The organism is Nocardia wallacei (assembly GCF_029869545.1).
Taxonomy (GTDB): domain Bacteria; phylum Actinomycetota; class Actinomycetes; order Mycobacteriales; family Mycobacteriaceae; genus Nocardia; species Nocardia wallacei_A.
This window is the reverse complement of record NZ_JARWQD010000283.1, coordinates 1-4,911: the sequence shown is the minus strand read 5'-3', so window position 1 is coordinate 4,911 and position 4,911 is coordinate 1. Positions and strand designations below refer to the sequence as shown.

At 70.6% G+C, this 4,911-nt stretch carries 1 protein-coding gene; it reads left to right on the top strand.

Annotated elements, in window-relative coordinates; genetic code table 11:
• Nucleotides 1-4,911 (top strand): amino acid adenylation domain-containing protein (locus QH290_RS24755; protein ID WP_483244251.1); only part of this gene is annotated, 4,911 nt, incomplete at both ends.

Below are 4,911 nucleotides of genomic sequence, written 5' to 3'. Positions count from 1 at the left end.
CGGGGGTCGGCGCCCAAGCCCGGGGCCCGCCCCCGGTGTCGATGGATGGCGCTCCGGCCCTCCCGGCCGCGGCCGGAGATCGCCTCCAATGCCGGTGCCACGCACGAGTTCTCGATCGATGCCGATCTGCACGCGGCGCTCGTCGAGCTGGCGCGCTCGCGCGGCGTCACGCTGTTCATGCTGATGCACGCGGCGCTGGCCACCTGGGCGTCGCGGCAGGCCGGGGCCACCGATATCGCCATCGGCACCCCGATCGCGGGCCGCGGTGAGCGCGCCCTCGACGATCTGATCGGCATGTTCGTCAACACGCTCGTGCTGCGCACCGAGGTGCGGCCCGATGCGGCGTTCACCGACCTGCTCGATGCGGTCCGCCGCACCGACCTGGCCGCGTTCGCGCACGCCGACGTGCCGTTCGAGCAGCTGGTGGACGTGCTGAGCCCGGTCCGCTCGCAGGCGCACCATCCGCTGTTCCAGGTGGCGCTCACCTTCGAGGCCGCGGGCCAGCGCGACGCCACCACGGTGGCGCTGCCCGGACTGGATCTCGCGGTCGTCGAATTCGACCCGGGCGTCGCGAAATTCGATGTGCAGCTCACCGTCGGCGACGCCGCCGACGGCGGGCTGGCGCTGTCGTGGAACTACGCCACCGACCTGTTCGACCCGGAGACGATCACCGCGTTCACCGATCGCTTCCTGCGGATCCTGCGCAGCGTCGCCGAGGATCCCGCCGCGATCGTCGGCGATATCGATCTGCTGGGCGAGGCCGAGCGCCTGAACGTCTCGCAGCGCTGGGTGTCGTCCGGAAGCGACACCACCACCGGGCGTTTCGCCGATCGCACCGCCACCCTGTCGGATCTGTTCGACGCCGCGGTGGCCGCGCACAGCGACCGGGTGGCGGTGACCTTCGGCCAGAACGACCGGGTCACCTACGCCTCGCTGGACCAGCGGGCGAATCAGTTGGCGCGCAGGCTGATCGAGGACGGCGCGGGCCCGGATACGCTGGTCGCGGTCATGCTGCCGCGGTCGGCCGATCTCGTGGTCGCGCTGCTGGCCGTGATCAAGTCCGGCGCGGGCTATGTGCCGGTGGACCCGAACAACCCGGCCGAGCGCATCGCCTACGTGCTCTCGGACGCCGCGCCCGCCAGCGTGATCATCGACAGCACCATCGACGCCGAGCTGGCCGCGGGCCTGCCGACGATCCTGATGGACGACTTCGGCATGGATGTCCCGGATGTCGTCGACGCGGGCGAGGGCCCGATCACCGACGCCGACCGCCGCGCGCCGCTGACGCCGGAGAACATCGCCTACGTCATCTACACCTCCGGCTCCACCGGCCGTCCGAAGGGCGTCGCGGTCGAGCACCGGAACGTGGTGCGGCTGTTCGCGAATACCGATCGCGACTTCGGCTTCGGGCCGGGCGACGTGTGGACGATGTTCCACTCCTACGCCTTCGACTTCTCGGTGTGGGAGCTGTGGGGACCGCTGCTGTTCGGCGGCACCCTGGTGGTCGTCGACTACTACACCTCCCGCTCGCCCGAGCAGTTCCTGGAACTGCTGCGCCGCGAACGGGTCACGGTGCTCAACCAGACGCCGTCGGCGTTCTATCAGCTGGCCGCCGCGGAACTCGCCGAGGAGCAGTCCTACCACCCGGATTCGGATTCGCGGCCGCTGTCGCTGCGCTACGTCGTATTCGGCGGCGAGGCGCTGGAACTGCGCCGCCTCGCCGATTGGGTTGCCCGCCACGGTGATTCGGTGCCGCGGCTGGTCAACATGTACGGCATCACCGAGACCACGGTGCACGTGTCCTACCGGGCGCTGGACGCCGCGACCATCGCCGCCGCCACCGGCAGCGTGGTCGGCCGGGCGATCGCCGGGCTGCGCGTCTACGTGCTGGACAACCGGCTGCGCCCGGTTCCGGTGGGTGTCGCGGGTGAGATGTATGTCGCGGGACCGCAGCTGTCGCGCGGCTACCTCGGCCGCGGCGATCTGACCGCGAGCCGGTTCGTGGCCAACCCCTTCGGGGGCGAGTCCGGCGCGTCCGGGTCGGTGCTGTACCGCACCGGTGACGTCGCGCGCTGGAACCGCCGCGGCGAACTGGAATACCTCGGCCGCGCCGATGATCAGGTGAAGGTGCGCGGCTTCCGCATCGAACTCGGCGAGATCGAGGCGGCCGTGCTGGCCCAGGCGGGCGTGGCCCAGGCCGCGGTGATCGTGCGCGAGGATCAGCCCGGCGATCAGCGCATCGTCGCCTACCTCGTTCCGGAGGCGGACGCGGTGCCGTCGCTCGAGGCGGTCCGTGACGGCGCGGCGGCGGATCTGCCGTCCTACATGGTGCCCTCGGCGTTCGTGGTGCTCGATCGAATCCCGTTGACGGTCAACGGAAAGCTCGACCGCCGGGCGCTGCCCGCCCCCGCGGCGCAGACCCGCAGCTTCCGGGCGCCGGAGACGCCGGTGCAGGAGACGGTGGCGGCGGTGTTCGCCCAGGTGCTGGACCTGTACCGGGTCGGCCTGGACGACGACTTCTTCGACCTCGGCGGCAACTCGCTGATCGCCACCCGCGTGGTCTCGCGGCTCGGCGCGGCGCTGGGCACCTCGGTGCCGGTGCGCGCGCTGTTCGAGGCGCCGACCGTGGAAGCCCTTGCGGCGCGGTTGGAATCGCACACCGGCGGCGACTCGCGGCCGCGGCTGGTGGCCCGGGCCCGCTCGGCCACCGAGCCGGTGCCGCTGTCGTTCGCGCAGCAGCGCATGTGGTTCCTCAACCAGTACGACACCTCGTCGGCGGCCTACAACCTGCCGCTGGCGATCCGGCTGACCGGCGAATTGGATATCGCCGCACTGAAATTGGCGATCTTCGACGTGGTGCGGCGACACGAGTCGCTGCGCACCCGCTACCCGGAGCGCGACGGTGCCGCGACGCAGGTGACGGTCCCGGCCGAGCAGATCGCCCTGGATTTGCACGCGTACCCGATCGCGGAGGCCCAGCTCCTCACCGCGGCGGCCGAATTCGCCTCGGACGGCTTCGATGTGGCCGAGGAGGTGCCACTGCGCGCGCGGCTGTTCGAGGTGGAGTCGTCCGGTGCCGACGCCACGCACGTGCTGGTGGTCGTCGTGCATCACATTGCGGCCGACGGCTTCTCGATGGGACCGCTGGCCCGCGACGTGATGAGCGCCTACACGGCGCGCACGCAGGGCACCGCGCCCGGCTGGGAGCCGCTGCCGGTGCAGTACGCCGACTTCGCGATGTGGCAGCGCGAGGTGCTCGGCTCGGAGGACGATCCGCAGTCGCTGCTCGCGGGGCAGGTCGAGTACTGGCGGCACGCGCTCGAGGGCATCCCGGACGAGCTGACGCTGCCGACCGATCGCCCCCGGCCCGCGGTCGCCTCGCATCGCGGTGCCACGCTGCACCGAGAGCTGTCGCCCGAGCTGATCGCGGCGCTGGAAGACATTGCCCGCCAGCGTGGTTCGTCGCTGTTCATGGTGATGCACGGCGCGCTGGCGGTGCTGCTGGCGCGGCTGTCGGGCGGCGACGACATCGCCGTCGGCACGCCGATCGCGGGCCGCGGCGAGGCCGCGCTCGACGACGTGGTCGGCATGTTCGTCAACACGCTGGTGCTGCGCGCCGGCATCGAGGCGGCCGAGCCGTTCACCGCGCTGCTCGACCGCGTCCGCCACACCGACCTGGAGGCATTCGGCAACGCCGACGTGCCGTTCGAGCGGCTGGTGGAGCTGCTGGCACCGGAGCGGTCCCAGGCCCGCAACCCGCTGTTCCAGGTGGCGCTGTCGTTCCAGAACATGGAGCGCGCGACGCTGGAACTGCCCGGGCTGACGGTGTCCGCGCTGGACCTCGAGGAGAACATCGCCCGCTTCGACCTGCAGTTCACGCTGTCGGAGCAGGCGTCGGCGCAGGCCAGCGGCGGCATGGCGCTGGCGCTGACCTATGCGACGGAGCTGTTCGACGAGTCCACGGCCGCCTCGATCGTGACCCGCTGGCAGCGGGTGCTCGAGGCGATCGCGGCCGATCCGGAGATCGCCGTCGGGGCGATCGACATTCTGGATGCGGCCGAGCGTGCCGAGGTCGTGAGCCGCAGCGGCGGTCCGGCGGTTCCGGCGGGGACGTTGCCGGAGTTGCTGGCGGCGGCGGTCTCTCGCGATCCCGAGGCTTTGGCCGTGGTGTTCCAGGACACCAGGCTGACCTATGGTGAGCTGGATCAGCGGTCGAATCGCTTGGCGCGCTTGTTGATCGAGCGTGGTCTGGGTACCGAGGATTTCGTGGCGATCGCGATTCCGCGGTCGAGCGATTCGTACTTCGCCGAGTGGGGTGTGACGAAGTCCGGTGCGGCGTTCGTGCCGATCGATCCGACGTATCCGTCGGACCGTATCGAGCACATGTTGACCGATTCCGGTGCGCCCGTGGGTCTTACCGTGTCCTCGGTGCGCGCCGATCTGCCGGACTCGGTGGAATGGCTGGTCCTGGAGGATCTGGATCTCGACGGGTACAGCGCCGACGCGGTCTCCGATGCCGATCGTGTCCGGCCGCTGCGTCCGCACAACCTGGCGTACGTCATCTACACGTCGGGTTCGACGGGTGTGCCCAAGGGCGTCGTGGTGCCGCACGCGGGCCTGGCGAACTTCTGCGCCGAGCAGGTGGCGCGGTACGACCTCGACTCCGGTTCGCGGACACTGCATTTCTCTTCGCCGAGCTTCGATGCGTCGATCATGGAGCTGTTGCTCGCGGTCGGTCCGGCCGGTGCGCTGGTGGTGGTGCCGACGGGTGTGTTCGGTGGCGAGGAGCTGTACGAGCTGATCCGTCGGGAACAGGTGACTCATCTGTTCATCACCCCGGCGGCGTTGGCGACGCTGGATCCGGCGGGTCTGGACAGTCTGCGGGTGCTGGCCGTCGGTGGTGAGGCGTAT